Here is a 23695-nt window from a genome sequence, read left to right on the forward strand (position 1 = left end):
CTTGTTTTTCGGACGCGCGTACCATGCGGTTCGGCATCCGTCCGATGCGCTCGGGCCGGCGCGCGGTACTTTCAACGGTCGAGATGATAGCAACAATCGCCGTGGGGTTTTAGGAATTCACAATCCGGGAGAGTACCAACTGGTGCGGTTAAGCAACAATCCGTGCGATCAGGTCCGCCGCACCCGCCCGCCTCCATCGCGGCGGTACCGGCGCCGCCGCGTTGCCAGGAATGCATGGCATCCCTATAATTGGCATATCATCTAACTGACCCGCGCCGCCCACCGATCCCGCCGATGACCGCCCCCCCGACCGCACGTACCGCACACAACGCGCAGGCCCGTCAGGACTTCATGTCGTTGATGGCGCAGATCAACCGTCAATGGCGGCGCAATATCGACCGGCAACTCCGCCCCCTGGGTCTCACCCAGGCGATGTGGCTCCCCCTGCTGCACCTGGCGCGCGCATCGCAGCCGATGCGGCAGAAGGATCTGGCCGCGTCGTTGTCGCTCGACAGTTCATCGGTGGTACGGCTCCTCGACGGGCTGGAGGCCGCGAACTTCGTCGAACGGGCGGAAAACGCCGACCGGCGCGCCAAGACGATCCAGCTGACGCCGCTGGGCCAGGCGACGGTGACGCAGGTCGAAGCGCGCATCGGCGCGGGCCGCGACGCCTTGCTGTCCTGCGTGCCCGCGCCGGCGCTCGAGCGCGCCTTCGAGGTGCTCGGCAAACTCGCGGCCACGCTGGCCGACGCGGAAAGGGACACCCCCGCATGAGCGTCTCCTCCTCGGCTCCGCGGGGTCCCGTCACACCCCATGCGCCGTTATGGCTGCTGGTCATGATCATCGTCAGCGGCACGCTGGCGATGCACATGTTCGTGCCCGCGCTGCCGCAAGCCGCGCAGGCGCTCGGCGTGGGCAGCGGCACCATGCAGATGACGATCAGCGTCTACATCATGGGGCTCGCCGCCGGCCAGTTGGTCTATGGGCCCCTCTCCGACAGCCTGGGACGGCGGCCGATGCTGCTCGTCGGCCTGACGCTGTATACGGTCGCCGGCCTGGTGGCGGCGTGCGCGTCCGGCATCCATACGCTGATCGCCGCGCGTCTCTTCCAGGCATTGGGCGGGTGCGCGGGACTGGCGCTCGGCCGGGCCATCGTGCGCGACACCGCGCCGCCGGACGAAGCCGTGCGGGCCCTCGCGTTGATGAATCTGATGATGATGATCGGGCCCGGGCTTGCGCCGCTGCTCGGCTCGGGCCTGGTCGCCCTGTCCGGCTGGCGCGCGATTTTCGTGCTGCTCGCCGGACTGGGCGCGGTGACGCTGGCCTTCACCTGGCGCCTCATCCCGGAAACCGGCAAGCCCACCGGCACCCTCAGCATGGCGGTGCTGCTGCACGACTACGGTCTGTTGCTGCGCTCGCGCTCCTTTCTGGGATACGCGCTGGGTGGCGGCTGCGCGACGACGTCGATCTACGCCTTCATCGCCGCGGCGCCGTTCATCGTCACCACGCAACTGCACCGCCCGCTGCACGAAGTAGGCATCCATCTGGGTTTGCTGATCGCCGGCATGTCGGTGGGCAACGCGCTGACGCGCCGCCTGGTGCGTCCGGTCGGCATCGAAAAGCTGTTGTTGATCGGCATCGCCATCAGCGTCGTCAGCGGCCTGACGCTGCTGCTGATCGTACTCATCGGTCGGTTGACGGTGCCGGCGATGGTCGGCTGCATGTTTTTGTTCGCGCTGGGCGCCGGCATGTCCAGCCCGGCGGCGTTGAGCAAGGCGCTCGGCGTACAGGCGAGCATCGTCGGTTCCGCGGCGGGCCTGTATGGGTTCGCGCAGATGTCGGTCGGCGCGCTCTGCACCTTTCTCGCCGGCCTCGGCGGCAACCCGGTGCTGGCCGCCGCGCTGGTGGTGAGCGGCGCGGCCATCGTCGGTCAGGTCAGTTTCCTGGCCGGCCTGCGCGCGGAGCGCAGGGTCCGCCAGCGCGCATTCTTTTCATAACCGCCTTTTTTCAAGGAACCGCCATGCCCGCCGCGATCCGCCACGACTTCCGCAGCGACACCGTCACCCGTCCCGTGCCCGCGATGCGCGAAGCCATGCAGCGCGCCGCGGTCGGCGACGACGTCTATGGCGACGACCCGAGCGTCAACCAGCTTCAGAACCGGCTGGCCGACATGCTCGGCAAGGAGGCCGCCGTCTTCATGCCCTCCGGCACGCAGTCCAATCTGATCGCGCTGATGAGCCATTGCGAGCGCGGCGACGAATACATCGTCGGTCAGAATGCCCATTGCTATCGTTGGGAAGCGGGCGGTGCGGCGGTGCTGGGCAGCATCCAGCCGCAACCGCTCGCGCACGAGCCCGACGGCACCCTGCGCCTCGCCGACATCGAAACGGCGGTCAAGCCGGACGATCCGCATTTCGCCCGCACCCGCCTGCTGGCGCTGGAGAATACCATCGGCGGCCGGGTGCTGTCGCTCGCCTATGTCGATGCGGCGACGGCGCTGGCACGCCGTCACGGCCTGGCCTGCCACCTGGACGGCGCCCGCGCGTTCAACGCGGCAGTGTCACTGGACGTGCCCGTCGAGACCGTGGCGCGGCCGTTCGACACCGTGTCGATCTGTCTGTCGAAGGGGCTGGGCGCGCCGGTCGGCTCGGTGCTGGTGGGTTCCGCGCCGCTGATGGCGAAAGCGCGGCGTCTGCGCAAGATGCTCGGCGGCGGCATGCGCCAGGCGGGCATTCTTGCCGCGGCCGGCCTGTACGCGCTCGACCACCACATCGGCCGGCTCGCGCAGGATCATGCGAACGCCAGGGCGCTGGCCGACGGCCTGTCGGCGTTTCCCGGCGTCTCCGTCACCGCGCCCGACACGAACATCGTTTTCGCGAACGTCGCCGCCGACATCGCCCTGCCGCTCGCCGACCATCTGGCGCGCCACGGCATCGCGGTCTCGTCGGCCTACGGGGCCACCCAGCAACGCTGGGTTACGCATCTCGATGTCGATGCGGACGCGGTGCGCGCGGCGCTGTCGGTGGCCGGCGCATTCTTTGCCGTCTCGCCGCCGGCCTGAACGCTACAGCGTCCTGCGATAGGTCACCGCGTCGGACGGGTCCGCCACCGATGCATAGAGCCGCATCGCGGCCGCATTGGTATTCCGGGTCTGCCAGTACAGGCGCACGGCGCCGCCCGCCTTCGCCTGCGCGCTGGCGGCCTCCAGCAGGGCGCGGCCCGCCCCCGCGCCCCGCGCGGCGTCGGCGACGAACAGATCCTGGAGATAACAGCTCGGTCCGATACGGATCGTGCTGCGATGAAACAGGTAGTGCGCGAGCCCGACGACGCGTCCGCCGGATTCGGCGATCAGGCAATGTACCGGTTCATAGCCATCGAAAAAGCGCGTCCAGGTGGTCAGCACCGTCTCCTCGGACAATGCCGTTTCTCCACTGCGGCCGTAGAAAGCGTTATATCCGTCCCACAGCACCCGCCACGCCGCCAGATCCCGCCTTTCGACCGGCCTAATCAGAATCGTTTGTTCCAAGCATCCTCTCCCGCACGGCGCGCGACCTGAATCGTCGCGACGCTCTACCCCGCGCGCCGCCGCACGCCCACGCTGCCCTCCAGCGCGCGGCGCGCCAGCCGCCTCAGCGAAAAATGCAATTGTAATCCTCGCCGCCCTTCACCAGCGCCGCCTGGTACGCGGGGCGCGCCTGAAAGCGCGTCAGCCATGCCGTGACGTTGGGACAGGCGCCAAGCTTGTCGCGCGCGTGCGCCAGTTCGGCGACAAAGCTCATCTGCACGTCCGCCCCGCTGAACTCGGTGCCCAGCAGGTAGTCGCGTCCCGCCAGCGCCTTGTCGATATAACCCAGATAGGTCGCGAGCTGGTCGTCGATGCGCGGGCGCAGCGGCGCGCCGGCGTCGCCGAGGCGGCCGATCATCAGGTCCAGCATCAGCGGCAGCATCGCCGAACCCTCGGCGAAATGCAGCCACTGCACGTAGTCGTCGTACGCCGCGCTCGACATATCCGGCTGCAAGCGCCCCGCACCGTGCCGCCGGATGAGGTAATCGATGATCGCACCGGATTCGATGATGATCCGCTCGCCGTCCTGAAGTACCGGCGACTTGCCTAGCGCGTTGACCTGTTTCAGCGCCGGAGGCGCCAGATTGGTTTTGGGATCGCGTTGATAGCGCCTGATGTCGTATGGCATCCCCAGTTCTTCCAGCAACCAGAGAATGCGCTGCGAGCGCGAGTTGTTCAAGTGATGCACGGTCAGCATGAAGCGCTCCTTTCAGAATGGTAGGGGACCGGATGCACGTACCGTGCCGCGCCGGGCAACCGACGTGCGCGGCCGGACGCAAACCGAACCCGGCCCGGCCCGGCGAAGCCACGCATACGCGGTGCAATGGGCCTCGCGGACGCAGGACATGAAAAATAGTGAAAAATCGGCAACGATGCGGCTTCAGTCTGTCGAACTCCTGCCGTTAAAACAGTCGTTCGTCTCATGTTTTTCACGTGTCCGGCATGCGATCCGGCTCCACTGTCGCTCACAGGTGTCCCGATGAAACTCAGTCTCAAAATTCCGCTCGCCTTTGGCCTGGCCATGCTCCTGATGTGCGCGGGCGCGCTTTACGGCATCTTCGCGCTCGACCGGGCGATCGCCATCTACGGCACGACGGTTCAGGAACACGCCGCCGACGAGCGGAAGGTATCCGCGACGCTGGTCGCCTTCAAGGGCCAGGTGCAGGAATGGAAAGACGTTCTGCTGCGCGGCAAGGACCCTGCCACGCTCGACAAGAACTGGGCCGCTTTCGAGAAACAGGAAAAGGTCGTCGACGCGCTGAGCGCGGATTTGCAGGACCGCCTGCCGGCGGGAGACAGTCGCGACCTGATCGCGAAATTCGCCGCCGCCCACAGCGTCATGGGCACCGGTTACCGGGCCGGACTGGCGGCTTTCAAGGCGGCCGACTTCGACCCGACCGCCGGAGACCGCGCGGTAGCCGGCGTGGATCGCAAGCCGGCGGCCTTGCTCGCGCAGGCCGCGGCCCGGATCGCCGACGAAAGCGCCGAGGTGGCCGCCGGCGCGGCGGCCGACGCGCGCTGGGCCAGCCGCCTCAGCCTCGGCCTGATGCTGCTGGTCGCCGCGGTGGCGCTGATCGGCGGCATCCTTTTCAGCCGCACCATCTCGCGTCCGCTCGGCAAGGCCCTCGAATGCGCCCGCGCGGTGGCACGTGGCGATCTCTCGGCGGAACTGGATACGCGCGGCAAGGACGAGATCGGCGATCTGCTGCGCGCGCTGCAGGACATGCAGCGGAGCCTGTCGCAAGTGGTCAGCAATGTCCGGCGCAACGCCGAGGGGGTGGCGGTCGCGAGCGCGCAAATCGCCTCGGGCAATCAGAATCTGGCCGCGCGCACCGAGGAGCAGGCCGCGTCGCTGGGAGAAACCGCAGCCAGCATGGAGGAATTGACCGCCACGGTCCGCCTGAACGCGGATAACGCGCGCCAGGCATCCACCTTCACCGACACCGCGTCGGACACCGCCGCGCGCGGGGGGGCCGTCATGAACAACGTGGTGGAAACGATGCGCGGCATCAGCGACAGTTCCAGCAAGGTCGCGGACATCATCGCCGTGATCGACGGCATCGCGTTCCAGACCAACATCCTCGCCCTCAACGCCGCGGTGGAAGCGGCGCGCGCCGGCGAACAGGGTCGCGGCTTCGCCGTGGTGGCCACCGAAGTTCGCCTGCTGGCGCAGCGCAGCGCCAGCGCCGCGAAGGAAATCAAGGGCCTGATCGCGCAGTCCACCGATCGCGTCGATGCCGGCACCGCCCAGGTCCGCGACGCGGGCCAGATCATCGCCGAGATCGTCGGCTCCGTGCAGCGCGTCACCGATATCGTCGGCGAGATTTCGTCCGCCTCCCAGGAGCAGAGCAAAGGCATCGAGCAGATCAACGTCGCGGTCACGCAGATGGACGAGGTCACGCAGCAGAACGCGGCCCTGGTCGAGGAAGCATCGGCCGCGGCGCAATCGCTGGCATCCCAGGCCAACTCGTTACGCGACGCCGTCGCCGTCTTCACGCTGCGCGAGGCCTCCGCCATGCTGCCCGGCACGGCCGCGCGCCACACCACGTCAGGCTATGGCCAGACCGTCAGCCTCGCCTGACGCGCCTCAGTCCGCATAGTCCACGGTACGGCGCCCGACCTCTTCCGGCGGCATGCCGGCCGTCAGTGCCGCGCACCGGATCTGCTCCCAGGTGGTGGCATCCACCGGAATGCCGTGCAGGGCACGCTCCGTCTGCCGCCGCCGCTCGGGTTCGCCGGGCAGCTGGATCGGGTCGCCGTCCGGGGCCAGCCGCGTGGCCCGGATCCACTCGACGAACGCTTCCGTCTCGGCCTGTGCATCCGGCGCGTCGAAAGCTTGCGGATCGACGATGACCGACATCATGCCGTTGATGATGCCGCTGCCCGTCACCAGGGTGCGTTCGTGCGTGGTGACGCCGCCGGCCATCGCACCCGCCAGGATCTCGCACATCACCGCCAGCCCCGACCCCTTGTGTCCGCCAAACGGCAGCAGCGCGCCGAACGGGGGTTCATGCATCACCTTCGGCTCGATGCTCGGCCGTCCCGTGTGGTCGATCAGATTGCCGGGGCCGACCGTCTCCCCCTTGTTGTAGGCGACGCGGGTCTTGCCGAAAGCGATCCCGGAGGTCGCGAAGTCGAGCACCAGCGGCGGCTGGCCCGCGCGCGGAAACGCCGCGCAGAAGGGATTGGTGCCAAAACGCCGGTCCATGCCGCCCAGCGGCGCGACGAACGCGTCGCCCGCCACATTGACGAAGTGAAACGACGCCAGGCCGGCGCGCGCGCATTGCTCGGCCCAATGGCCGATGCGTCCGATATGGTGGGAATCGCGCAGTCCCACGGCCGCGATGCCCAATTTCCGCGCCCGTTCGATCCCGTGCGCCATCGCCTCATGGGCGATCACCTGACCCAGTCCGCGCCCGCCCTCCACCGTCAGTACCGCGCCGAAGTCGCGAACGACGCGAGCGTGTGCGTTGAGTTGCAACTCTTGCAGCCCCAGCGCCGCGACGTACCGGGGAATCATGCCGACGCCATGTGAATCGTGTCCGGCGAGATTCGCGGCGATCAGGTGATCGGCAACGAGTTCCGCCTCGCGGGCCAAGCTTCCGGCACTTTCAAAGATCCGCCGGACGTAGACATGCAGCTTGTCGGCCGAAATGCGCACCTCTGGAACGGGGATTGCGGACATGAAGGTATGTCTCCGAGAAAATTGGAATGCGTGGGTGAAGCGCAGAGGCCAAGCGCCCGAACCCCATGCGATTGTTGCTTTTGAAAGAACAATAAATTGCAAACTATCGGTATAAAGTTTCGATAGTTAAGGACTATAATTATTTCCGTTGATGGCGCGGGTTCTTCTCCGGCCCCTTCCCATCACGCATCACACCGCTTGGATGGCTGGATTTTCCCATTCCACCATCGTTCCACCCCACCGCTCACGATTGAGGTTTGCCATGAAGAAGATTTTGATCCCCGCTGCATTCGCCGTCGCGGCACTCACGCTTTCGGGCGTTGCATCTGCCCAGGACAATAATAACGTGACCACACGTTCGCAAGTCAACGCCAACCTGGTGCAGTTCACGCAAGCCGGTTACACCCGTGCCGGCGACCAGACCCAGTACCCGAACAACATGTTGCAGGCGGAAGCCAACATTCCCGGCAACGACCAGTCGTATGGCGGTTCCGCATCGGGCAGTTCGTACTCCGGCACGCGCGGCGGTTCGATGGGCGGTGCCAACTGGCAGTCGGTCACCAAGCCGTAAATATCGCGATGCGAGCCCGTTCCGGATCCCGCTTTCGGATATCGGTTTCGGGCCTCGCGCCACCGTGACGGAAATGCTTCGGGCCGGACGCACGCGCGCATAATCGCGTTGGTGCTCCCGGCCCGTCGCCGTTCTAGCGACGGCTTTCTAGCGGCGATGCGCCGCGCGCGGCCGGGTGCTCCACCAGATGCAGACGAGCAGTGCGACCTGAACCGGCAGGCGCAGCAATAGCAGCCAGGGCGGCACCATGGGAAACAACGCCGCGTGCTGCCACATGTATACGTTGGCCGGCGTCACGGCGAGGGTCAGCAGGATCAATCCCCACCCCGCCAGTTGCCGTGTGGGTGCGAGCAGGATGCCGAACGCGCCGAGCAGTTCGCAGACGCCGCTCACATAGACCATCGCCACGGGGTGCGGTATCGATGGCGGCACGATCGTCGCGAACGCGTGCGTCATGGCGAAATGCCCGATGCCGCCGAGGAAGAACCACAGGAAGACGAAGGCGCGCCCCGCGCGCCGGGCCAGCGATTCCCCTCTCATGCAGCGGCCTTCGCATAGCGCCGGCAATGTTCGAGATAGCCGCTCTCGTGGCTGCTGACCAGGTCGACGATGCTGTTCCACAACCAGGACGGCGCGTCGAGCGTCTTCGACCGGTTGCGTTTCAGCTGGGCGTGCCAGCTCCGCCGCGTCACATCGTCCATCTGCCGCGCGTGCGCCTTGCCGACCACCTGCGCCAGGAAATACGCGACGTTCATGGCCTCGGCCTGTCCGATCTCCTCGATTTCGAGCTTGATGTCCTGCGGCAGCAATTCCCGGATGACCACCGAACGGCCCTGCAGACGCGCGGCACGCATCCGGTTGCCCAGATACGGCGACAGATGCCGCGCGCCCTCGACGACCCGCTCCGCGTTGTCGCGCGGCATCGCCGCTTTCGTGTACCGCGGGGCGGCCGCGGTCGTGCCCTCCTTGATGTCCACCAGGCACAGGTCATCGCCCTCCACCGTGCCGCCATCGACATCCAGCAATACCGCGTAGCGCAGGCGACCGAGCGAACTGCATCCCTTCACCCAGTACGCCGCATCGAGCACCGTGACGTCGCCGTTGTCCTCGCGGCCACGCAGGCTCGTCACCAGTTGCGAGATCGCGTTTTTCTCGAACAACGCCTGGATCTCGTCCATTTCCGTCCTCGACAACGGCCAGAAACGCTTGCCCAGCGGGATCGTCGGCTGAATGCCGTCGATGCGCTCTTCGGCGAGATGCCGCCACGAACGCCGTACCGCTTCCTTCAGCACGACTTTCACGACATCGGGCTTTTTTTCCTCCCCATGCCGCTCGCGTGCGCTTTTCCTGAACGCCTGCTGATACCCCTGGGACAGCGCTTCCATCATGTGAATGGTCGTCAGACCCGGCAGGTTCGAACCCCGCGCCGCCGTCGCCAGCGATAAACCGAGACGAATCAGATCGTGCGCCGGATTGCCGATGACGGTCTGATCCAGATCGCGGATCTGAATCTCCCACCTTGCCCTGCGAATCGGCCACCGGTCCCAGATTTCCGGTATGGCAATCGCCGCAGATCCAGATGGCCGGCCCCTCCGGAAGCGCGCCGCGCTTGATCTCGTTGAGCCATTCGTAGAATTTGGCGGTATTGCCGCGGACATAAGCGTGGGACGAGCGCGCCATCTTGGCGTTGCGCTTGGCCACCAGCAGGCGCTGACGGCGGTCGGCACCCGGCAGCCCCTCTTCGATTTGCGCGATTGATAGTTTTTTGACCATGATTTCCCCGATGGAATGGCGGAGCGACGCATCGTTCGTGCCACGCGCGCGATCTACGAACGCAGAACGGCGCATACGGCGCGATGGCCCGGCATCGGGCATCATCATAAGGACCCTGTCCCCTCACCGCATTTCAAAAAGGAAGACTCCCATGGCAGCTGCCAAAGGCTATGCCGCGACCGACGCCACCCGTCCGCTCGGCCCCTTCTCCTTCGAGCGACGCGAACCGAACGCGGACGACGTCGTCATCTCGGTCAAGTACTGCGGAGTCTGTCACTCCGACATCCACCAGGCACGCAACGAGTGGGGCAATGCGAAATTCCCAATGGTGCCGGGGCACGAAGTCGCCGGCATCGTCACCGCGGTGGGGGCGAACGTCACCCGCTTCAAACCGGGCGACCGTGCCGGCGTGGGCTGCTTCGTCAACTCCTGCACGACCTGCGCAAGCCGCGACGTCGATCTCGAACAGTACCTGCCGGGCCTGATCCAGACATACAACGATGTCGAGGCGGACGGCAGGACGCCGACCTACGGCGGCTACTCGGACGCGATCGTGGTCAAGGAAGGCTATGTCCTGGCCTTTCCCGACAACCTGCCGCTCGACGCGGCCGCGCCCCTGCTGTGCGCGGGCATCACGCTGTACTCGCCATTGCGCCACTGGAACGCCGGCCCGGGCAAGCAGGTCGCCATCGTCGGCATGGGCGGACTCGGTCACATGGGCGTCAAGCTCGGCCACGCGATGGGCGCGGAGATCACCGTGCTCAGCCAGACGCTGTCGAAGCGGGACGACGGAATCAAGCTCGGCGCGGACCACTACTACGCGACCGGCGACCCGCAGACCTTCACGGCCCTCGCCGGAAAATTCGATCTGATCATCTGCACCGTCGGCAGCGTCATCGACTGGAACGCCTATCTGAACCTGCTGAAAATCGACGGCACCATGGTGCTGGTCGGCGTGCCCGAGCATCCGGTGCCGGTGCATGCGTTTTCCGTCATCGGCGGGCGCCGCAGCCTGGCCGGTTCCGGGATCGGCTCGATCAAGGAAACCCAGGAGATGCTCGACTTCTGCGGGAAACACGACATCGTGGCCGAGATCGAGAAGATCGACATCAAGGATATCAATACGGCCTACGAACGCATCCTGAAAAGCGACGTGCGCTACCGCTTCGTCATCGACATGACGACGCTTTGAACGCACACGCGAGGAAATGACGATGAGCGATCCGATACCGTTTGCGATCGACGTGCCGCAGGGCCGCCTGGACGAAATCCGCGCGCAGGTCGCCGCGTTCGATTGGGACGCCTTGCCCGACGCCGGCGCCTGGGACGCCGGCGTCGGGCTTGCCGACCTGCGCCGGCTGACCGATTACTGGCTCGCGCGGTTCGACTGGCGCGCACAGGAACGCGCGCTGAACCGCCTGCCGCAGTTCACCCTCGATCTGGACGGCCAGACGCTGCATTACGTGCACGCGCGTGGCGCAGGATCGAACGGACCACGCGGATCGAAACCGCCGATCCTGTTGCTCCACGGCTGGCCCGGCTCCTTCATCGAGTTCGCGCAAGTGATCGGCCCGCTTGTCGCGGATGGGCACGACGTCATCGTGCCCTCGCTGCCCGGCTATGCGTTTTCCGGCCGCCCCGCGCGGCCGATCGGCCCGCGCGCGACGGCTGCGCTCATGCACCGGTTGATGCGCGAGGGTGCGCGCGCCGAGCGCTATCTCGTGCAGGGCGGCGACTGGGGCGCGACCATCGGCAGTTGGCTCGCGTACGATCAGCCGCAGGCCGTCGTTGCGCTGCATCTGAACATGGTCCTGCTGCAGGCCGCAGACGTCCAGCCGGACACGGCCGCGGAGCGCGCATGGGCGCAACGCCGGGCCACGCTCGCGGAGGCCGAGGGCGGCTATTCGCACCTGCAGGGCACGCGCCCGCAGACACTCGGCATCGCCATGTCCGACAGTGCCGTGGGCCTGGCCGCGTGGATCCTGGAGAAGTTCGGCGTCTGGTCCGACGTGCCGCGCCGCCCGGACGGCAGCCCGGACCTGTGGCGCCGTTTCGACGAAGACCTGCTGCTGACCAACATCATGCTGTACCTCGCGCCGCGGTCCTTCGTCACCTCGACGTGGCTGTACCGCGGACGGGTCCGGGAAGGGTCGGGCACCCTGCCCGCCGGCGCGCGCATCGGCACGCCGACCGCCGTCGCGGCGTTTCCCGATCCCGCCTTTCCGCCGCCGCCCCGCTCGCAGGCCGAGAAAACCTATAACGTCGTGCGCTGGACCGACATGCCCGCCGGCGGCCATTTCGCCGCGCTCGAGGAACCGGCGCGCTGGCTGGCCGATGTGCGCGCCTTTATCGCGACGCACGGTTGAACGGCGCGGGCCAGCCGGTACCTCGGACGGCCTCCCGTACCCGCGCGTGGCCGGTGTTCCCGGGCGACTTTCCCGGACCGTCCCTCAGCCCGCCTCCAGCCGGGCTTCGATCCGGCCCATCGTCCCCTCGACCCATCGGCGCAACCACCCGTCCGCCGCCACCAGCGGCACCGAACGGGCGATGATTCCGTACACGCGGCCGCGCGGGAGTTTCGACACCCGGGCAGGGTCCAGCCAATGCGGATTCTCGACCAGCAGCAGCAGCGTCTCCAGGCCGATGAGGATCGGCCACAGGCAGGCCAGCCGCAGGCGGACCGCGGAACCGGGAATCGCGAGCGTGTAGGCGAGCGCCTCGCGAAAATGATCGAGCGTCGTGCGCACCAGGACGGCCCGCAGCGCGCGCGCGCGCCGCGATGCGTCCGGCAGCAGCAGATCCGGCGCATGCAAGCCGGATGCCGCCAGCAGCGTCGTCGGCAGATAGCAACGGCCGATCCGCAGATCCTTGCCGCAATCCCGCAACACGTTCGTCATCTGTAGCGCCTTGCCGAACCGTACGCCACGCGCCAGCATCGTCGCGGCGTCGCCCGCGAGCGTGCCCGGCAGATGCGCATAGGTCATCCTCGTCCAGAATTCGCCGACGCAACCCGCCACCAGATAGGTGTAGCGGTCCAGCGCCGCGGCATCGTCCAGCGCGGCGATTCGTCCCGAGCGCTCGTCGGGAAAGGTACGCAGGTCGAACTCCATGCCCTCGGTCAGGGTCGAGACGATCTCGCGTACCGCCGCGCGGTCGGGTTCGCGCATCCGCGCGAGCAACGCCAGCGCCGGCCCCAACGATTCCAGCAGCGCTTTTTCGTCGACCAGCGCCTGCTGACCGGCGATCTCCTCGGTCATGCGCCGCATCAGCGCCGGCTCCGGCGCGGCGCCATTGACCTGGTCCCGCAAGGCCAGCAGCAGGGTCAGGCGTTGCTCGGGCGCGATCAGCGACGTGTCGGCCACCGTGTCCGCGGCGCGCGCCAGCAGATAGGCCAGGCCGACCGGATCGCGCATGCCGGCGGGCAGCACGCGCAGCGTCAGGTAAAAGGAACGCGACACGCTTTTCAGCAGCGGGCCGAGGAGGAAGGCCCGGTCAGGCTTGTGCATGGGAAAATCGCATCCGGAGAAAAGGCATCGCCGGATTGTATCCGGCAAACGCCGGCGCGGCCGTCACGCGGAGGGATGCCACCCTCCGGCAGGACGTCGGCGGCATCCATCGATGCCGCTTTCATCGCCGCCCGACGTAATCCTCCGCGTCCACGTCGTACCCCGACGGCTCCCAGCGGATCGCCAGCAGGATCAGCAGTCCCGCCAGCGGCGCCACCGCGATCACCCAGAACACCTTGGTCGCCAGCGCCGCGGCCAGCACCGGGAACAGGAACAGCGACACCGTCGAACTGGCGCGCGTGATCGTCTGGTTCAGCCCCACCCCCACGCCGCGCAGCGACGTCGGATAGCTGAGCGACGCATACGTCATCGTGTGCGAGCCCGGCCCCACGCCCTGCCCCAGCAGGAAGGCCGCCAGCATCGACACCGCGATCGCCACCTCCACGCCGCTATGCGGCCGGCCCACCAGCGCCAGTCCCACCAGCGCCACGAACTGCAGCACATAGCCGAACACCGTCAGCTTCCACGCGCCCACCCGCGGCACGATACGCACCGACACCAATCCGCCGACGAAGGCGAAACACAGATTGAGCGCCAGCGAGCAGAGGATCGTCGTCAGCATCGACTGCGCCAGGAAACTCGAAATGATCACCGGCAGGCCGAACGCCACCGCGTTGTACGCGAACGGCGACGCCACCGACATCATCGTCGCCAGTATCGTGCGGCGGCGATACACGCCCTGGAACAGCGCGCCGTAGTTACCCCAGGTCGCCCGCCTGGGCGTCACCGCGCGCAGGCGTCCCGCCGCCGTGGCGTCCACCCGCACATCGAGCCCGTACGAGCGTCTCAGGATCGCCGCCGCGCCGTCCAGATCGCCCTGGTTCGCCGCCCAGACCGGCGACTCGCTCATATAGCGGCTGCGCACCGCGATGATCACCACCGCCGGCACCGCACCGAAGCCCAGCAGCAGGCGCCACAGCCAGCCCGCGTGCGTGGCCGGCAGCGTGAAGTACAGACCCAGCACCAGCAGATAGGACACGCTGATCGCCGCGTACCAGGTGGGGCACCACATCGCCACCCGCGACGCCTTGTTGCCCCGCCCCTGCAACCGCGAGAACTCCGCGAGGAACGCCATCGCCACCGGCAGGTCGATGCCCACCCCCAGACCCATCACGAAGCGCGCGCCGCCCAGCACCCAGGCGTTCGGCGCGAGCGCGCAGGCGATGGCCGCGATCACGAAAAAGAACATGTCGGCCATGAAGACCCGGTAGCGCCCGATCCGGTCCGTCAGATAACCGCCGATGAAGGCGCCGACGATCGCCCCGAACGTAATCGCCGACGCGATGAAGCCTATGCCGGTGGGCGTCAGGCCGAATTCGCGGTTGATGTCCTTGACGCCGAACGCCAGCGCGCCGAGATCGTAGGCGTCGAGGAACACGCCGCCCAGGGCGATCGCGACGACGACGCGCGCGTCGCTGCCCGTGGCCGCGCCGTGATTGACGAGGTGGGACACGTCCGCGGCGTTGGCGATGGTGGGACGAGGGTCGGGAGCGGCGGCGTTGTGGCCGGAGTCCGCGCGGTTGGGCGCAAGGGAAGAGGACATTGGGGCTAGGGGCGTATCGAGGAGAATCGCGCGATGTTACTGAGATGGGTGCGGCAAGCCAAATGCATTTTTGTTATTTGACGAATGAGAAATCGCGCCACGCTTGCCAACATTGCCTCCCCACACTATATTGTTGGCAATATAGGCAAATAACCGGCATCCATCGTGATCAAAGCAAAGGAACGCCAGCCGCTCCCGCCTCTTTTCCTGACGGTGCCGCTGCCGAGCGGCCTGAATCCCGCGTTGGCGGCGTCCCTGCAGTCCGGGGTGGAGCAGGCCATCCACGCACTGGGCACCGACATCAACGTCGGCGTGCTGCCTCGTGCCGACGAACTGGCGAAGCTGATCAGCGGGCTGACCCAGCCGAACGGGGGATTGATCGACGAACGCGCGCTACGGCAAAAGACCATGCGCGCCGTGTTCGATGACGGCGAATGGCTCACCGCCGACACGATCAACAGCCTGCAAGCGTCGCCGCCGGCGAACAAATCCTTCCCGGCAAGCGACTGGAAGCGGCGGGGCCGCGTGTTCGCCCTGAGCTTCGACGGCAAGGAATATTTCGCGCGCTACCAGTTCGACGAAATGTACCAGCCCCTGCCCATCGTCAAGCCCATTCTCCAGGCGATCGGCGAGGTCGCCGACACGTGGAAGATCGCCGCGTGGTTCCATTATCCGAACGGCTGGATCGCCGACGTGGTCGAAGGGACGAAACCGGTCGCGCCCAAGGATGCGCTGGATCGTCGCGATGACGTACTGGCGGCGGCGCGTCGGATGCATGGGCGCCACGACGCGTGACGTTCCCGGTGCCGCCGATGTTCTCGATCCCCCCACCTGATGCCAACGCCCGCTTCACGACGATTTCACTGACACCGGAAGACGTGCCGCGGTGGTACCACGTCTACTCGACCCACCCGCACGCCAATACGGCCACGACGTTTTCGCAGGGCTGGGGCGATACCCGGTTCGCGCCGATCGAGGCCGACGACGGCTCGGCCATCCCCACCTATTACGCGGCCAGCGCGGCGGAATGCGCGATGCTCGAATCGGTGCTGCACGACATCCCGCTGGACCCGCCCGGTCAGTTCGACATCGACCGTTTGCAGTCCTATCGTATCGCGACGCTATCGTTTTCCGGCGCGCTCGAGTGCGTGAGCTTTCATACGCCCCACCTGCCGGCACTCCGGATCAGCCGGAGCCAGTTGATCGACAGCCTGCCCGCCCACTATGCCAGGACGCGCGCGTGGGCACGGGCGGCGTATCGGCAACGCCCGACCGCCCAGGCGATCGCGTACGGTTCACGCCGGCACGATGCGCACCGCTGCGTGATGCTTTTCGGACAGCGGCTGCCGGTGCCGCGGTTCGATGTGATCGAGGATCGGCCCCTGGCCCTCGACCCCGGTCGCGGCGAGGTGGTGACGTTGCTGCGTCAGCTCGGTATTGGTTTGAGTTGAGGGGCGGTGGTGAGCGATGCCACGTACTTATCCATCCGTCACCACGCGGTGGCATTCGACAATAGCGACTTCGAGCCAGCGGGGGGTTTCCGTGAATACGCCAATCATGGGCACTGAGCCGCTTGCTCTTACCCGCGCTCAACCAAGTCACCGGCGTTGGAAACGCAACGCCTATTTCACCTATATAAAATAATCATGAATAATATTTCCGGAAATCTTGTCGCCGCTATGATTCCAATTTTATTAGGATTATTATCTATATTATCATTTTTAATTTATGCATTGTTTAGACTAAAATCTACGCGATTAATTCGAATTAAAATATGGAGGATTATTTTTGGAGATAGCGAATATTCCGACCCCGTACTGCAGCGATTTTCAAGAGAAAATCATGATATCGACCGGTTTCGCGTCACACACGGCGTCGATGCGCATTCTGTAGCGGATCTACGTAAGCTCATCACCTGGATGAAGCGATACGGTGTCTCGGACACTGAGTTGCGAAAAGTGTGTCGATGGGTGCAACCTGCCGAGGAAAAGGTTCTACACCCTATGACTGTAGCTCGAATCGCAGCAACTGCTACATCGACATTCATTGTCTATTGCCTAAGTGCGATGACGCTTTTTACCACGACTTCCAGTACCACGCTTTTAACAATGCGTGAATCCCATACGTCTTTTTTGACTGACGGTTACGAAGTAAGATCCAAGTTGCCAAACACCTGGAAATTCAGCGCGACATCGTGCGCCAAGCATGTCACACCATCCTCGTCCACAACGGGATTTAATGATCGCGAGATCGGTTTGATTTGCCCCGCTTTAGCCGATGGATCGTTCAAAAAAGCGGCCGACGAAGGCCTCAAAATTCAACGCCGCGCGCTCGTCGCTATCTCCGTTATCCTATTCATTACGAGTTTTATCGGCTACACAACCATTTTGTCTACACGGCGTGCCAGAATACTTCTCAATCGAGTTGAAAAAATTCAATCGACTGTATGCTGACTCAGCAACAGCCTTTACGGTAGTATTTCGAGCTTGACAGGATGGCCTGTCCTCGATGGTTGCAGAAGTGGACGGCGTCCTGAGCAGTGATCGACGATATCAGCTCGACGAACGAAGTGCACAAGAAAGCCGTTTCGAAGACGCTAACCAATGGAAAAATGCAGAAGTTGTCAAAGCAATACCATCTTTCGGAACGAAAGCACGGCCGCGGCAGGAATGCGCAGATGCCTATTGAGCAGCCAGAGTGGCGACTGCCGACCACATTCTCGTGGGGTGCTCTGATCTGCTCACCATGGAAGATCGAATACCATATGGCGCCAGACGCGTCTCGCCAGTCGAAAAAAACGTGCGGCGCCTCTCGACGCCGCACGTTTTTTTGCATCCCTTGGTGGAGGAGAGGAGGATCGAACTCCCGACCTTCGCATTGCGAACGCGACGCTCTCCCAGCTGAGCTACCCCCCCATGAAAACCATTCTAGCATGAAAATTTTCCGCGTTGCTGATGCGGAAAACCCCCATTACTTCTGCGGCGAGCCTGCCATGATCCATTCCACCACGGTCTGCGCGTCGGCCTGACTCATGCCCGGATGCGACGGCATCGGGATCATTCCCCATGCCCCGGCGCCGCCCTTCAGCACCTTCGCCGTCAGTTTCGGCACCGCCGTTGCATCGTTCTTGTAGCGCGCCATGACGTCGTTGTACGACGGCCCCACCAGTTTGCGCGACACCGCGTGGCAGCCCATGCAGGCATTCTTGTTCGCCAGCGCCATCGCCTTCCCGGCATCCACCGCCGCGTGCGCCTGCACCGATACCACGGTGCCCACGACCGCGCCCGCTACCGCGAGCACCCCTCTCCAGCGCTTCATTTTCATAGACCCTTTCGTTTTTCCACTGTGCGCCCGTGCCCTGCCTATTGCAGGGTCGTGGTCGTCCGCGCCGATTTCACCGCTTTCGGATTGCCCGGCTGCGCGGACGCGGCATTGCCGATCGGCGCCGGCGCCTGCTGTTGCAGCGGCTGCGCGCTGACGTTGTCCGACGGGATCGCGCCCGTGGTCACGCCGCTGTCAGCCGCGGCGACGTTGCCCCGGGGACTGGCCGGCGTACTGTCGCCCGACGTGTCGGCCGAAGTGGTTTCCATGAACGGCTTTTTCGGCGCGCCGGCGCCTTCCGGCACGATGTACTGATACGCCTTCACGACCTGCACGACGCCGGGCACCCGGCTGGCGATGTCGGCCGCGCGCTTGCCTTCGTCCACCGTGACCAACCCCATCAGATACACGACGCCGCGCTCGGTGACAACCTTGAAGTAGTTCGCCGACAGATCCTTCTCCGCGACGATGGACGATTTCACCTTGCTGGTGATGAAGCTGTCGTTCGAACGGCCGGTGACCGGGTTCGCGCCGCGGATCGCGAGTTCGTTGACGATGCTCTCGACGTTGCTGACGTTGCGCACGATCTTCGTGGCGAGTTCCTTCGCGCCGGCGTCCGGCACCTCGCCGACGATCAGCACGCGGCGGTTGAAGACGGCGACATCGACGTGCGCCTGATCGGGCAGATCGCTCGACAACTGCGCGGCGGCGCGAATCTGGATCTCGCGATCGTCGGTCTGCGTGCCGACGGTGCGCCGGTCGGTCGCGATCAGCGCGCCACCGGCGGCGGCGCCGCCCAGCAGGATCAGCGGGCAACCCTGCAACGTGGCGGCGATGCCGAAGGCGCAAACCGCCATGATCAGACCTTTCTTGACGCGTGTGACCGTCATCGGACATTGACTCCTAGTGTCAGTTTTCGCCCAGCAGCATCGTGTCGATGCCGTCGCACAGGCAATGAATCGTCAGCAGGTGTACTTCGTGAATACGCGTCGCGCGCTCGTGCGGGACGCCGATGTGCACATCGGTATCGGACAGCGCCTCGGTCATCCGGCCGCCATCCTTGCCGGTCAGCGCGATGACGATCATCTCGCGCTCGTGCGCGGCCTGGATCGCCGCGACAACATTGGCGGCGTCGCCCGAGGTGCTGATCGCCAGCAGGATGTCGCCGGCATGGCCGAACGCCTGCACCTGCTTCGCAAAAATCTGCGTGAAATCGACGTCGTTCGAAATCGCCGTCAGGACCGCGCCGTCGCTGGTCAGCGCGAGGCCCGCCAGCGCGGGCCGGTCGCGCTCGTAGCGGTTCACCAGCTGCGCGGCGAAATACTGCGCAAGCATGGCGGACCCGCCATTGCCGCACGCGAGCACCTTGCGGTTGTCGATCAGCGCCGAAAACATCGTGTCGATGGCGGCGCAAACCGCCGGCGCGAGCGTGTCGACCGCCTCGAGCTTCGCGGCAACGCTTTCGTTGAACTGTCTCTGAATACTTTCGATCGACATCCGGATGGCATTCCCTCATGCGTGACAAGGCCCGGCCTGCGCCGCACGCGAAACAGGAGTGTACCGTACTCGCGCACCGGCGCGAACGACCGTCCGGCCTGGAGCGCGCCGGCTGGCTCGATGCCGCACGTGTCCTTCCCGTTCAATCGACGATGCCGAACGCGTCCGGCAACCAGACGATCCGGCCCTGCTCGAAGGCCAGCACATCGAAGCGGCACGGCGGCGGGGGACCACGCCAGCGCATCAGCCAGACGGCGGCGCCGCGCCGTAAACGCGCGCGCTTGTGCGCACCGACGCTGGCCGCCGCGCCGCCGTAGCGGGCGCTGCCGCGCGCCCGAACCTCGACGAACACGACCACTCCCGCCGGGTCGCGCATGATCAGATCGATCTCGACGCCGCCCGCCCGAACGTTCTGCCCGAGCCGGCGCCAGCCCTGCTCGACGAGATGACGCAAGGCCAGGCGCTCGTACAGCGCGCCACGCGCGGTCCTGTCGAGCGGCGGCGCGGTGCGTGCCGGCGTGCCTGGCCGTATTGCGTCGCGCGGCGATCTGCTACGCCGCGACGCGTCGGGCGGCAACCCGCTGGGCGGCAACCCGCCGGACAGCAATCCGCTGGGCGGCAACCCGCTGGGCGGCAACCCGCTGGGCGGCAACCCGCTGGGCGGCAATCCGCCGGGCCGCGCACCGCCGGGCGGCGATCCGTCCCAGGACGCTCCGTCGGACCGCGTCGCACCCGCCTTTCTCGACACCCGTGTCCCGGGGATCCGGTTTTGCATGCCGCCGCCCTTTTCCATCGCGCTCCCCATGAGACAATGCTCTCCCGTCAGCCGGCCGCCCGCGCGTTCAGCCGCGCCGGCCGCCCCTTGACGCAGACCACGACGACCGTCTGCGCCGTCCGCCCCCCCCCCCGGACGCCGCCGCGACGTCCCTTTCGCACCAGGACCCCGCCTTGACCGATCCGCTTGCGCTCGCCTCGTCGCAGCACTACCCCCCGGCCACCCTCTACATGGTGGCGACTCCGATCGGCAATGTCGCCGATATTTCGCTACGGGCCTTGCACCTGCTGGGCCTGTGCGACCGGCTCGCCGCCGAGGACACGCGCAATACCGCGCAGCTGCTGTCCCGTTACGGCATCGCCAAGCCGATGATCGCCGCGCACGACCATAACGAGAACGAGGCGGCCGAACGCATCGTCGCCTTCCTGGCCGCGGGCGAGCGGGTGGCTTTCGTGTCCGACGCCGGCACGCCCGGCATCTCGGACCCCGGCGGCCGGCTGGTGGAAGCCGCGCGGGCGGCGGGCTATGGCGTCATGCCGCTACCCGGCGCCAGCGCGGTGACCACCGCCATCAGCGCGGCGGGCGCATGGGCGTCGACCTTCACCTTCGTCGGCTTTCTCGCCTCGAAGACGAAGCAGCGCGCCGGTCAGCTCGATGCGCTGGCCGGCCACCCGCACGCGATCGTCCTGTACGAGGCCCCGCACCGGATCGAGGAAACGATGCGCGCGGCGCGCGATGCGCTGGGCGGCACGCGGCGCGTGCTGATCGCTCGCGAATTGACGAAGTTACACGAGTCGATCCATCGCGCCACCCTGGCCGAAGGGCCGGAATGGCTGGCGCGCGACGCAAATCATCGCCGGGGGGAGTTCGTGCTGGTGATCGAGGGCGCGCCGGCGCCGGGCGACGGCGAGCGGGATGCCGCCGCGCATGACGGGCTGTTGCGCGCGCTGCTCGACGAGTTGCCGGTCAGCGCCGCGGCGCGCGTGGCGGCGCGCATCAGCGGAGTATCGCGCGGCGTGCTGTATGCGCGTGCGTTGCAACTGGCGGGAAATGATTCGGACGAAGAGGCGGCGGACGGGGAAAACGCGGAAGGAAGCGCCGCCCCCTAACCCGTCAACCGTGGGGCGACGTTGGCGTCCCGTGCTTGTCGCAGTAGGGCGACGGCTCGCATCACTGCGACGCCAGCACCGTCGCGGCGAATGCGGCACGCGCTTCGTTCGCCGACAGGCCCTTGATGCTGACCTGTTCGGTACCGCGATGGCCCATGCCGAGCGCCTGCGCGGCGGCGTAGGACAGATCGAGGATGCGGCGGCTATGGAAGGGGCCCCGATCGTTGATCTTGACGACCACCGAGCGATGATTCAGCGCGTTCGTTACGCGCACATAGCTGAACAGCGGCAGGAAGCGGTGCGCAGCCGTCATCTCGTTCATGTCGTAGCGCTCGCCGCTGGCGGTCTTGCGGCCATGAAAACCATTGCCGTACCACGACGCGCTGCCTGCCTGCCGGAAATCCGAGACATCGGGCGCCTTATCGGAGACCGACGCGCTGCGCTGCTCGTCCGCGCGGCCGTTCCGGGCATCGGCGTTGAGCGTATCGGCGTCGTTCCCGGCGGCCGGATGCGGTTCCCCGGCGGCGGCCAGCAGCGCGGCGGCGGATGCCTGCGCTTCCGGCGAATTGCATGCGGCGCGGTCCTGATGGGTGGCGCGCATGCACACGCGGGCCAGCGTCAATGACGGATGCAGCAGGCCGGCGATCGACTGCCGCAGCGTTGCTTTCCGATGCGCGGCGTCGCCCGTATCGCTCGCGACGATCTGGGCATGGTTCGTGCTCAAATTATCGTCGGACTGCCCGGATTGACTGAGTGAATCAGTCGAGGGCGGCGGCAGCGCGCAACCCGCGACGCTCAGGGTGGCGAATACCACCGCGAACCGTCGGAAAAATCTTGCGTTCATAGACGTGTCTTCACCTATGGCTGAGCATCCGGTCCGGACAGCGACATGACGCTCAGGGCGGCACCACGAAATAGCGGGCAAAACGGGGGCGAGCCTCGCCAAAAGCGAAGCCGGCCCCGGTACGTGCTGCCTGCTGTTTCACGGGGGACGGCTCTATGGCCATCTCCGCCCGGTTAATTTCACGTCTGGCGCAACCAGCTTCGGTCGGGGCACCAGACTCCAAAACGCCGCATCGACTGGACATCCCAGAGTGTCGGCGCAGCGCCGCCAGCCTTTTTGGCCGTGCGGCACCGCTGCCGACATCGAACGCGGCGCATGGCTCTGCCCGGTGGCTGCCTTCGGGGCAGCGCGACGACCACCGCATGGCCTTTCGGAAGGCGGTCGCCTGAGCAGAACGTGCTGCAACGGCTTCGCCGTCGCCTGAAAATCGTCGCCGATGCTCCGGCAACTACTTGCTTGACTGCCTGTCTTCACCGTCCGCTCGTTCGGGCGGGAGGCCAGGCGATATTGAACACGCACGCAGCGTGTGAGGTGATTATACCCAATTCCCGGTAATTGCCACCTTTTGTTGAAATACGCAAACTTTTTTACCGAAATTGTCCGTTCCGTTTTTTGCCCCACGCATGGCCGGGCAGCGCGCCTTTCCTCGGCATCGCGCGGCAATCGTTACAATGAACCGATGCCCCGCACGCCGCTGCGCGTGCCTTTCCCACAACAGAGACGTGTCCCGATGAGCGAAGAGATTTTTGTCAGCACCGATGTCGAGGCCGACGGTCCGATCCCCGGCCCCCATTCGATGTTGAGCTTCGCGTCGGCCGCCTATACGCCCGACAAGCAACTGATCGCGACATTTTCGGCGAACCTGGAAACGCTGCCGGGGGCCGAACCCCATCCGGTGCAGGCCGCGTGGTGGAAGACGCAGCCCGACGCGTGGGCCGCCTGCCGCCGGGATCTGCGACAGGCGGAGGACGTCATGCCGGCGTACGTGGACTGGGTGGAGGCGTTGCCCGGCAAGCCGGTGTTCGTGGCGTTCCCGGCGGGCTTCGATTTCACCTTCATGTTCTGGTACATGATGCGCTTCGTGGACCGCTGCCCGTTTTCCTGGTCCGCGCTGGACATCAAGACGCTGGCGTTCGCGATGACCGGCCTGCCCTACCGCAAGAACATCAAACCCCGCTTCCCGCGCCACTGGTTCGACGACCTGCCGCACACGCACGTGGCGCTGGACGACGCGATCGAGCAGGGCGCGCTGTTCTGCAACATGCTGGCCGAACTGCGCCGCGAACGCGCCGCGCGGGACGCGGCCGCGCCGCCCCGGTCCGAGGCGCTCGACACCCCCCGCGGCCTCCGCGGCTGAGGGGCGCGTCCGGTCTCGAAAGCAGACCGGGCCAGACGCCCGTCGCGAATCGGAATGTCGTGAAAATCCCCCAAGAACGGACACCATCC

At 66.1% G+C, this 23695-nt stretch carries 24 protein-coding genes, 1 tRNA gene and 1 pseudogene; 13 read left to right on the forward strand and 13 right to left on the reverse strand.

The features are described from left to right. The first annotated feature begins 294 nt into the window (after nt 1-294). Genes OVY01_RS21350 through ltaE form a run of 3 tightly spaced genes read left to right on the forward strand, consistent with a single transcriptional unit; the run spans nt 295 to nt 3061 of the window. A complete protein-coding gene (locus tag OVY01_RS21350; protein ID WP_267849619.1) occupies nt 295-774 on the forward strand; it encodes a MarR family winged helix-turn-helix transcriptional regulator in 480 nt (159 codons plus the stop codon). Beyond that, nucleotides 771-1997 carry a multidrug effflux MFS transporter gene (locus OVY01_RS21355; RefSeq protein ID WP_267849620.1) on the forward strand — a complete coding sequence of 409 codons (1227 nt, stop codon included), beginning with the start codon at nt 771-773 and terminating at the stop codon, nt 1995-1997. The genes OVY01_RS21350 and OVY01_RS21355 overlap by 4 nt, the downstream gene beginning before the upstream one ends. A gap of 23 nt (nt 1998-2020) precedes the next feature. Further along, nucleotides 2021-3061: a low-specificity L-threonine aldolase gene (gene ltaE / locus OVY01_RS21360; RefSeq protein ID WP_267849621.1), complete on the forward strand. Its 1041-nt coding sequence runs from the start codon at nt 2021-2023 to the stop codon at nt 3059-3061. 3 nt (nt 3062-3064) lie between these two features. Here ltaE and OVY01_RS21365 read toward each other — a convergent pair whose 3' ends face one another. Together OVY01_RS21365 and OVY01_RS21370 are read right to left on the reverse strand one after the other, a co-directional pair. Beyond that, the gene (locus tag OVY01_RS21365; protein ID WP_267849622.1) at nt 3065-3526 is read right to left on the reverse strand and encodes a GNAT family N-acetyltransferase; all 462 of its coding nucleotides are present in this window, start codon (nt 3524-3526) and stop codon (nt 3065-3067) included. Nucleotides 3527-3629: 103 nt separating this feature from the next. After that, on the reverse strand, nt 3630-4262 hold the full coding sequence (locus OVY01_RS21370; RefSeq protein WP_267849623.1) for a glutathione S-transferase family protein: 633 nt from the start codon (nt 4260-4262) through the stop codon (nt 3630-3632). A 282-nt stretch (nt 4263-4544) separates the two neighbouring features. On the opposite strand from OVY01_RS21370, the gene OVY01_RS21375 reads away from it, so the two are divergent. Next, entirely contained in the window at nt 4545-6146 is a 1602-nt protein-coding gene (locus OVY01_RS21375; RefSeq protein WP_267849624.1) for a methyl-accepting chemotaxis protein, read from the forward strand. Nucleotides 6147-6152: 6 nt separating this feature from the next. Here OVY01_RS21375 and OVY01_RS21380 read toward each other — a convergent pair whose 3' ends face one another. Further along, nucleotides 6153-7250: a malate/lactate/ureidoglycolate dehydrogenase gene (locus tag OVY01_RS21380; RefSeq protein ID WP_267849625.1), complete on the reverse strand. Its 1098-nt coding sequence runs from the start codon at nt 7248-7250 to the stop codon at nt 6153-6155. 262 nt (nt 7251-7512) lie between these two features. Here OVY01_RS21380 and OVY01_RS21385 point away from each other — a divergent pair, with 262 nt between their 5' ends. Next, nucleotides 7513-7821: a DUF4148 domain-containing protein gene (locus OVY01_RS21385; RefSeq protein WP_267849626.1), complete on the forward strand. Its 309-nt coding sequence runs from the start codon at nt 7513-7515 to the stop codon at nt 7819-7821. Between the two features lie 147 nt (nt 7822-7968). Here the strand turns inward: OVY01_RS21385 and OVY01_RS21390 are convergent, their stop codons facing one another. Together OVY01_RS21390 and OVY01_RS21395 are read right to left on the reverse strand one after the other, a co-directional pair. After that, entirely contained in the window at nt 7969-8361 is a 393-nt protein-coding gene (locus tag OVY01_RS21390) for a DoxX family protein (protein WP_267849627.1), read from the reverse strand. Next, nucleotides 8358-9594, reverse strand: a pseudogene (locus tag OVY01_RS21395) (DUF2252 domain-containing protein). Before OVY01_RS21395 ends, OVY01_RS21390 begins: the two are co-directional and overlap by 4 nt. Nucleotides 9595-9745: 151 nt before the next feature. On the opposite strand from OVY01_RS21395, the gene OVY01_RS21400 reads away from it, so the two are divergent. After that, nucleotides 9746-10786 carry an NAD(P)-dependent alcohol dehydrogenase gene (locus OVY01_RS21400; RefSeq protein ID WP_267849628.1) on the forward strand — a complete coding sequence of 347 codons (1041 nt, stop codon included), beginning with the start codon at nt 9746-9748 and terminating at the stop codon, nt 10784-10786. A 22-nt stretch (nt 10787-10808) separates the two neighbouring features. Further along, a complete protein-coding gene (locus OVY01_RS21405; protein WP_267849629.1) occupies nt 10809-11960 on the forward strand; it encodes an epoxide hydrolase family protein in 1152 nt (383 codons plus the stop codon). 84 nt (nt 11961-12044) lie between these two features. Here OVY01_RS21405 and OVY01_RS21410 read toward each other — a convergent pair whose 3' ends face one another. Together OVY01_RS21410 and OVY01_RS21415 are read right to left on the reverse strand one after the other, a co-directional pair. Further along, nucleotides 12045-13100 carry a phytoene/squalene synthase family protein gene (locus OVY01_RS21410; protein WP_267849630.1) on the reverse strand — a complete coding sequence of 352 codons (1056 nt, stop codon included), beginning with the start codon at nt 13098-13100 and terminating at the stop codon, nt 12045-12047. Nucleotides 13101-13221: 121 nt separating this feature from the next. Further along, a complete protein-coding gene (locus tag OVY01_RS21415; protein ID WP_267849631.1) occupies nt 13222-14703 on the reverse strand; it encodes an MFS transporter in 1482 nt (493 codons plus the stop codon). 165 nt (nt 14704-14868) lie between these two features. Between OVY01_RS21415 and OVY01_RS21420 the strand changes: the two genes are divergently transcribed. The 3 genes from OVY01_RS21420 to OVY01_RS21430 all read left to right on the forward strand — a co-directional run bounded on the left by OVY01_RS21420 (nt 14869) and on the right by OVY01_RS21430 (nt 17156). Beyond that, nucleotides 14869-15498 carry a hypothetical protein gene (locus OVY01_RS21420; RefSeq protein ID WP_267849632.1) on the forward strand — a complete coding sequence of 210 codons (630 nt, stop codon included), beginning with the start codon at nt 14869-14871 and terminating at the stop codon, nt 15496-15498. Nucleotides 15499-15515: 17 nt separating this feature from the next. Beyond that, nucleotides 15516-16154 carry an RES domain-containing protein gene (locus tag OVY01_RS21425; protein ID WP_267849633.1) on the forward strand — a complete coding sequence of 213 codons (639 nt, stop codon included), beginning with the start codon at nt 15516-15518 and terminating at the stop codon, nt 16152-16154. A 195-nt stretch (nt 16155-16349) separates the two neighbouring features. Further along, nucleotides 16350-17156, forward strand: a complete 807-nt coding sequence (locus OVY01_RS21430) for a DUF6216 family protein (RefSeq protein ID WP_267849634.1) — start codon at nt 16350-16352, stop codon at nt 17154-17156. Between the two features lie 386 nt (nt 17157-17542). On the opposite strand, the gene OVY01_RS21435 is transcribed toward OVY01_RS21430, so the two are convergent. The 5 genes from OVY01_RS21435 to OVY01_RS23375 all read right to left on the reverse strand — a co-directional run bounded on the left by OVY01_RS21435 (nt 17543) and on the right by OVY01_RS23375 (nt 20158). Next, nucleotides 17543-17618: transfer RNA gene (locus OVY01_RS21435), tRNA-Ala, on the reverse strand. 55 nt (nt 17619-17673) lie between these two features. Then, nucleotides 17674-18027 carry a c-type cytochrome gene (locus OVY01_RS21440; protein ID WP_267849635.1) on the reverse strand — a complete coding sequence of 118 codons (354 nt, stop codon included), beginning with the start codon at nt 18025-18027 and terminating at the stop codon, nt 17674-17676. Nucleotides 18028-18065: 38 nt separating this feature from the next. Next, a complete protein-coding gene (locus tag OVY01_RS21445; protein WP_267849636.1) occupies nt 18066-18914 on the reverse strand; it encodes a BON domain-containing protein in 849 nt (282 codons plus the stop codon). A 19-nt stretch (nt 18915-18933) separates the two neighbouring features. Then, entirely contained in the window at nt 18934-19521 is a 588-nt protein-coding gene (locus OVY01_RS21450) for a phosphoheptose isomerase (RefSeq protein ID WP_267849637.1), read from the reverse strand. Between the two features lie 142 nt (nt 19522-19663). Beyond that, entirely contained in the window at nt 19664-20158 is a 495-nt protein-coding gene (locus OVY01_RS23375) for a YraN family protein (protein ID WP_432422295.1), read from the reverse strand. Here OVY01_RS23375 and OVY01_RS21460 point away from each other — a divergent pair. Together OVY01_RS21460 and rsmI are read left to right on the forward strand one after the other, a co-directional pair. Further along, complete coding sequence (locus OVY01_RS21460) at nt 20040-20387, forward strand: hypothetical protein (protein ID WP_267849639.1); 348 nt, start codon at nt 20040-20042, stop codon at nt 20385-20387. The two genes, OVY01_RS23375 and OVY01_RS21460, sit on opposite strands and share 119 nt — an antisense overlap. Before the next feature lie 82 nt (nt 20388-20469). Further along, complete coding sequence (gene rsmI, locus OVY01_RS21465) at nt 20470-21405, forward strand: 16S rRNA (cytidine(1402)-2'-O)-methyltransferase (RefSeq protein WP_267849640.1); 936 nt, start codon at nt 20470-20472, stop codon at nt 21403-21405. A 61-nt stretch (nt 21406-21466) separates the two neighbouring features. Here rsmI and OVY01_RS21470 read toward each other — a convergent pair whose 3' ends face one another. Further along, nucleotides 21467-22249 (reverse strand): septal ring lytic transglycosylase RlpA family protein, encoded by a 783-nt coding sequence (locus OVY01_RS21470; protein WP_267849641.1) that lies wholly within the window; start codon nt 22247-22249, stop codon nt 21467-21469. 730 nt (nt 22250-22979) lie between these two features. Between OVY01_RS21470 and OVY01_RS21475 the strand changes: the two genes are divergently transcribed. Then, on the forward strand, nt 22980-23606 hold the full coding sequence (locus OVY01_RS21475) for a 3'-5' exonuclease family protein (RefSeq protein ID WP_267849642.1): 627 nt from the start codon (nt 22980-22982) through the stop codon (nt 23604-23606). Nucleotides 23607-23695: the final 89 nt, after the last annotated feature.

Source organism: Robbsia betulipollinis, from assembly GCF_026624755.1.
GTDB classification, from domain to species: Bacteria; Pseudomonadota; Gammaproteobacteria; order Burkholderiales; family Burkholderiaceae; genus Robbsia; species Robbsia betulipollinis.